Here is a 5,095-nt window from a genome sequence, read left to right on the forward strand (position 1 = left end):
GGTCGCGGGATCAGCGGCGCTGCGGCGGTGCCGCGCCATCCAGCAGCGAGGGCGCCTGGCCGCCGCCCTGGCCGCCGGGCGCGCCATTCTGCGCCGCCGGCGCCTGGGGCGAGCCATCCATGTTGAAGCGCTCGACCCGGGCGGCGGCCACGGTGCTTTCCACCGCGGCGTTCACCGCCTCCTCGAAGGCGGCCTTGCGCAGTTCCTCGGCGCTTTCCTCGAAGCTCGGCACGGGCGCGGTGCGGCGCTCCTCCACCTTGATGATGTGCCAGCCGAAGGCGCTGCGCACCGGCGCCTGGCTGATCTGGCCGGGCTGCAGGGCGAAGGCGGCCTCGGCGAATTCGGGCACCATGTCGCCCTTCTTGAAGAAGCCCAGATCGCCGCCCTGCTGGGTGCCGGGGCCGGTGGAGCGGCGCCGCGCCACCTCGGCGAAATCGGCGCCGGGGCGGCGGACCTCCTCCAGCGCCGCGCGCGCCTCGGCCTCGGTCGCGGTCAGGATGTGGCGCGCATGCACCTCCTCCTCGCCCGGCTTGCCGGCGATCTCGCGGTCGTAGCGGGCGCGCAGCGCCTCCGGCGTCAGGGCCGGGGCGATGGCGCGGCGCAGCAGGGCCTGCTGCAGCTGCTCCTCCTCGGCGCGGCGGATGGCGGCCTGCACCTCGGGGTCCTTGTCGAGGCCCTGGGCGCGGGCGGCGTTCACCAGCGCCTGCTGGGCGATCAGCTGGTCCAGCACCAGGGGGAAGAGCATCTGCGGCGGCGCGGCGCGCAGCTCGCCCGGCAGCTGGGACAGCGCCGCCTCGATGTCGGAGCGGCGCAGCTCCGCCCCGTCGACGCGGGCGACCACCGGGTTGGGGCGCTGGGCCTGGGCATTGCCCTGGGCCTGGCTGCCGGCGGCCGGCGGTGTCGCCGGGGCGGGGGCGGCGGGCGCCTGGGCCATGGCGGGCACGGCCAGGGTGGCGGCCGAGGCCAGGAGCAGGGCGGGGAGGGTGAGGGTCGGGAAACGCATTCGGGGCATGTGCCTTCGCGGCTGGACCATGCCAAGATGAAGGAAGCCCCTTCGCTTCACAATGTGGGGGGATGCGCGGCCCGGCCGAAGGTTGCGGCGTGCCGCCCGCGCCAGCGGCAGCGCTGCCTTTCCACGCTGTCATTCCGCCTTTCGTTGACCGTCGGGCGGGTGGCGCCTATCTGTTCCGACCAAAGCAGCCTGTGCCCGCCCCCGGCGGCGCCGGAGGCCGTCCGGCCGCGTGGCCTGGGCGCCCCTCCGGTCCGAGACCCGACCGCACCGGCCGGGCATGGGGAGCATCCAGGCGGCCCTCGGAGAGTTTCGACACAGCATGTTCGCCCGCCTCGCCCGCGCCGTCTTCGGCACCTCGAACGACCGCGTGCTGAAGCAGTTCAGCGCCCGGCTGCCCGCCATCACGGCCTTCGAGCCGAAGCTCGCCGCGCTGTCGGACGAGGCGCTGCAGGCGCAGACGCCGAAGCTGAAGGGAAGGCTGGCGGCGGGCGAGAGCCTGGACGCCATCCTGCCGGAAGCCTTCGCCACCGTGCGGGAGGCGTCGAAGCGCGTGCTCGGCATGCGGCATTTCGACGTGCAGATGATCGGCGGCATGGTGCTGCATTCGGGCCGCATCGCCGAGATGAAGACCGGCGAGGGCAAGACCCTGGTCGCCACCCTGCCGGTCTACCTGAACGGGCTGACCGGCAAGGGCGTGCATGTCGTCACGGTGAACGACTACCTGGCCAGCCGCGACAGCGCGCAGATGGGCCGGCTGTACAATTTCCTGGGCCTGTCCTGCGGCGTCATCGTGCACGGGCTGACCGATGTCGAGCGGCGCGACGCCTATGCCTGCGACATCACCTACGGCACCAACAACGAGTTCGGCTTCGACTACCTGCGCGACAACATGAAGTACCGGCTGGACGAGATGGTCCAGCGCGACTTCAACTACGCCATCGTCGACGAGGTCGACAGCATCCTGGTGGATGAGGCGCGCACGCCGCTGATCATCTCCGGCCCGGCCGAGGATTCCTCCGAGCTGTACCGCGCCGTCGACGCCGTGGTGCGCGTGCTGGTGCAGGACAAGGAGACCTACGAGAAGGACGAGAAGCTGCGCACCGCGGCGCTGACCGAGCCGGGCACGGCCACCGTCGAGGGCATGCTGCGCGAGGCCGGGCTGCTGACCGAGGGCGATCTCTACGACTTCCAGAACGTCACCCTGGTGCACCACGTCAACCAGAGCCTGCGCGCCCATGTGCTGTTCGCGCGCGACGTGGACTACATCGTCAACCGCGAGGGCAAGCTCGTCATCATCGACGAGTTCACCGGGCGCATGATGGAAGGCCGCCGCTACTCGGAAGGGCTGCACCAGGCGCTGGAGGCCAAGGAAGGCGTCGAGGTCCAGCCGGAGAACCAGACGCTCGCCTCGATCACCTTCCAGAACTATTTCCGCCTCTACCCGAAGCTGGCCGGCATGACCGGCACGGCCTCGACCGAGGCCGATGAGTTCGCCGAGATCTACAAGCTCGAAGTGGTCGAGATCCCGACCAACGTGCCCGTCTCGCGCATCGACAGCGATGACGAGGTCTACCGCTCGGCGCGCGAGAAGTACGAGGCGGTGGCGGCGCTGGTGCAGGAGGCGCAGGCGCGCCAGCAGCCGGTGCTGGTCGGCACCACCAGCATCGAGAAGTCGGAGCTGATCTCCGAGCTGCTGAAGGCCAAGGGCGTGCCGCACCAGGTGCTGAACGCCCGCTACCATGAGCAGGAGGCCGGCATCATCGCCCAGGCCGGCCGGCCGGGCGCGGTGACGATCGCCACCAACATGGCCGGCCGCGGCACCGACATCAAACTCGGCGGCAATGCCGAGATGCTGGCCGAGGCGAATTTCCCCGGCCCGCATGAGGGGCCCGAGTGGGAGGCGCATCTCGCCGCCATCCGCGAGCAGGTGAAGGCCGACGAGGCGGTGGTGAAGCAGGCGGGCGGCCTGTTCGTCATCGGCACGGAGCGGCATGAGAGCCGCCGCATCGACAACCAGCTGCGTGGCCGCTCCGGCCGCCAGGGCGACCCCGGCGCCAGCCGCTTCTTCCTGTCGCTGGAAGACGATCTGATGCGCATCTTCGGCAGCGACCGCATGGGCGGGATGCTGCAGAAGCTCGGCCTCAAGGAGGGCGAGGCGATCGTCCATCCCTGGATCAACCGGGCGCTGGAGAAGGCGCAGAAGAAGGTCGAGGCGCGCAATTTCGACACGCGCAAGAACCTGCTCAAGTACGACGACGTCATGAACGACCAGCGCAAGGAGGTGTACTCCCAGCGCAAGACCTTCATGCAGGCGGCGGATGTCGCCGAGACGGTCGAGGAGATGCGGCGCGAGACGATCGCCGCCATGGTGGCCCGCGCCATCCCGGAGAACGCCTATCCCGAGCAGTGGGACCTGGTGGGGCTGCAGGAGAAGGTGCGGGACCAGCTCGGCCTCGACCTGCCGGTGGAGGCCTGGGGCAAGGAGGAGGGGATCGACGAGGTGGCGGTGCGCGAGCGCATCGAGACCGCCGCCGACCAGGCCGCCGCCACCCGCGCCGCCAATATCGGCCCGGAGCTGATGCGCCAGGTCGAGAAGTCGGTGCTGCTGCAGGTGTTCGACGCGGCGTGGAAGGAGCACCTGCTGGCGCTCGACCATCTGCGCCAGGGCATCGGGCTGCGCGCCTATGCGCAGCGCGACCCGCTGAACGAGTACAAGTCGGAAGCCTTCAACCTGTTCACCGCGATGCTCGAGGAGCTGCGCGAGCGGGTGACCTCGCTGCTGATGCGCATCGAGCTGAGCCCGGCCTCGCCGCCGCCGATGCCGGAGCCGGTGATGGTGACCGACATGCGTCACCCCGACCCGGCGATGGCCGGCGCGGCGGCGGGGTGGGAGCATGCGGCGGGCGATGCCTTCGCCGCGCCGGCGCTGCCGCGCGAGAGCGAGGGGGTGGACCCGCAGGACCCGTCCACCTGGTACCGCACGCCGCGCAATGCGCCCTGCCCCTGCGGCTCGGGCAAGAAGTACAAGCATTGCCATGGCCGCACCGCCTGAGGGCAGCGGCCATTCCGACAAAAAGGGCGCCTGACGGCGCCCTTTTTTATGCCCGCGTGACAGGGCCCTGCCGTTCCGAGTGCCGCGCCCCGCCGCGCCACCAGACGGCGGCAGCCTGACAGAAAGAAGGCGCCGCAGGCTCTTCTCTCTCTTCTATCCGGTCCTGCCCAGCACGCTGGTGTGGTGCTGCGCCACCCAGCCATGGATGGCCTGGGTCAGGCAGCGGGCGATCAGCGCGCGGTGGGCCGGTCGGTTCAGCGCGGCCTCGTCGCGCCGGTCGGAGAGGAAGCCCATCTCGACCAGCACGCTCGGCACGTCGGGGGCCTTCAGCACGGCGAAGGAGGCCTGGCGGTGGGTGTTGGGCAGCAGCGGCACGTTGCGGTCGAGGGAGGAGACGACGAAGCGCGCCATGCGGGCGGAGCCCACGCGGGTTTCCTGCCGCACCAGGGAGAAGAGGATGCGCTGCACCTCGGGCGAGACGTCGGGGATGCGCAGGCCGCCGGCGGCATCCGCCCGGTTCTGGCTCTGCGCCAGCCGTCCGGCCAGGGCGTCGGAGGCGCGGTCGCCGAGCGTGTAGACGCTGGCGCCGCGCGCGCCGGGGGCGGAATCGGCGTGCAGGGAGACGAACAGCGCCGCCTCGCGCCGGCGGGCGAAGTCGACGCGGCCATCGAGCGGGATGAACACGTCGCGCGAGCGGGTCAGCGCCACGCGGCAGCGGCCGGCGGCTTCCAGCTGGCGCTTCAGCTCCAGCGCCGCGGCCAGGGTGATGCGCTTCTCATAGGTGCCGGCGACGCCGATGGTGCCGGGATCCTTGCCGCCATGGCCTGGGTCGATGACGATCAGCGGCAGGCTGCGCGCGGGGGCGGCGGCGGTGGCGGTGCCGAAGCGTCCCTCGCCGATGGCGCCACGCGCCAGGCGGGCGAAGCCGGGCTGGGTGCCGGGGCCGATCTCGACGACCAGGCGGCCGCCCTCGACTGCGGCGCGGCGCACCGAGACGGGGCCGCCGAGGTCGATCAGCAGGCGGCGGTTCG

The 5,095-nt window shown here is 71.5% G+C and carries 3 protein-coding genes; 1 reads left to right on the forward strand and 2 read right to left on the reverse strand.

The annotated features are described in order from the left end of the window. Positions 1 to 10: 10 nt before the first annotated feature. Positions 11 to 1,003: a peptidylprolyl isomerase gene (locus tag HMPREF0731_RS09090; RefSeq protein WP_007003799.1), complete on the reverse strand. Its 993-nt coding sequence runs from the start codon at positions 1,001 to 1,003 to the stop codon at positions 11 to 13. A 328-nt stretch (positions 1,004 to 1,331) separates the two neighbouring features. Here HMPREF0731_RS09090 and secA point away from each other — a divergent pair, with 328 nt between their 5' ends. Beyond that, positions 1,332 to 4,064, forward strand: coding sequence for a preprotein translocase subunit SecA (secA, locus tag HMPREF0731_RS09095; RefSeq protein ID WP_040612606.1), 2,733 nt, complete (start codon positions 1,332 to 1,334; stop codon positions 4,062 to 4,064). A 153-nt stretch (positions 4,065 to 4,217) separates the two neighbouring features. Here the strand turns inward: secA and HMPREF0731_RS09100 are convergent. Then, positions 4,218 to 5,095: N-acetylmuramoyl-L-alanine amidase family protein (locus HMPREF0731_RS09100; protein ID WP_007003801.1), on the reverse strand; the 878-nt coding region annotated here is incomplete at its 5' end.

This window comes from Pseudoroseomonas cervicalis ATCC 49957, from assembly GCF_000164635.1.
Classification (GTDB): domain Bacteria; phylum Pseudomonadota; class Alphaproteobacteria; order Acetobacterales; family Acetobacteraceae; genus Pseudoroseomonas; species Pseudoroseomonas cervicalis.

Coding starts and splice junctions, on each gene's coding strand:
- secA (WP_040612606.1), top strand. CDS start 1,332: ATGTTCGCCCGCCTCGCCCGCGCCGTCTTCGGCACCTCGAACGACCGC.
- HMPREF0731_RS09090 (WP_007003799.1), bottom strand. CDS start 1,003: ATGCGTTTCCCGACCCTCACCCTCCCCGCCCTGCTCCTGGCCTCGGCC.